We start from the raw sequence: 1,034 nt of genomic DNA on the forward strand, positions 1-1,034 counted from the left end.
GCTCTTCCGCGCCAACGGCCGCTGACCCCACCCTGACCCCACCCCCGAACGAACGGCACTCTCGCTCACACCTAGTGAGCGAGAGTGCCGTTCGTTCGTCGGGGGAGTCCGGTCAGGTGCCGGTCGTGGCGGCCCGCTACCGGGGGTAGCGCCGGACGTAGTGCGTGGGCGGCTCGCCGAAGAGGTCGGTGAAGTCGCGGACGAGATGGGGCTGGTCCGCGTAGCCGAGGTCTGCGGCGAGAGCCGCCCAGTCCTGCGTCTCTCCGGCGGCCATGCGGTCGGTCACCTCCTGCAGCCGGAACCAACGGATGATCCATTTCGGCCCGACGCCGACGTGCTCGGCGAACAGCCGCTGCACCCGTCGGACGCCGGCGTCCAAGGCATCGGCAAGCTGGTCCACCCGCCGGATCGCCGGGTCCGTTGCGGCGAGGGTGACGGCGGCATCGGCCTGCCGCCCTGCGGCGGGAGGCTCGGCGGAGGGCAGCACCGAGCGCAGCCACTGCTCGAAGGAGGCGACGTCGACGGGCTCCACGGGTCGACCCGGCAGGCCGGGGACGTCGCAGGTGGGGACGGTCCGGTCGGTCAGCCCCGACACCGGCGCCTGGAGGAACGAACGGAACGCTCCAGGTCGGAAGCGTGCGCCGAGGACTCGGCCCGTGCCGTCGAGGAGTCTGGTCCCGTGGCGTCGCGACACCCCGTGGACCTCGGGCGGGCGACCGGGACGGATGGTCACGTGCACGTGGGGCGAGGGTGGGACTTTCTGGCGATACGGGGTGTCGTAGGTCCAGGAGACGTGCCAGTAGTCGAGCACGAACGGCGCGAGATCTGGTGCAGGCATGGGGAAGTCGTGGGTCTGGTAGCGCGTCCAGGCGCCGCCGAGCTCCCGGGGATCGCGCTGCACGGGAGCAGTATCGCCCGGTGTCGCGTTCGTTCAATACCCGTGCCGACCGGCGCTCGTACAGTCCCCGGCCATGACCTCCGCGACCCTGGTGACCCCGCACCTGATCTCCGCCGCGGCGCAGCCGCACGCCGCC

Annotated in this window: 1 protein-coding gene; it reads right to left on the reverse strand. The window is 72.0% G+C overall.

Annotated features, from left to right (window positions below; translation table 11 throughout):
* Positions 1-136 precede the first annotated feature (136 nt).
* On the reverse strand, positions 137-901 hold the full coding sequence (locus tag H5J29_RS33990; RefSeq protein ID WP_312858525.1) for a DUF6597 domain-containing transcriptional factor: 765 nt from the start codon (positions 899-901) through the stop codon (positions 137-139).
* Between the last annotated feature and the right edge of the window lie 133 nt (positions 902-1,034).

The organism is Pseudonocardia pini (assembly GCF_013870575.1).
GTDB lineage: Bacteria > Actinomycetota > Actinomycetes > Mycobacteriales > Pseudonocardiaceae > Pseudonocardia > Pseudonocardia pini.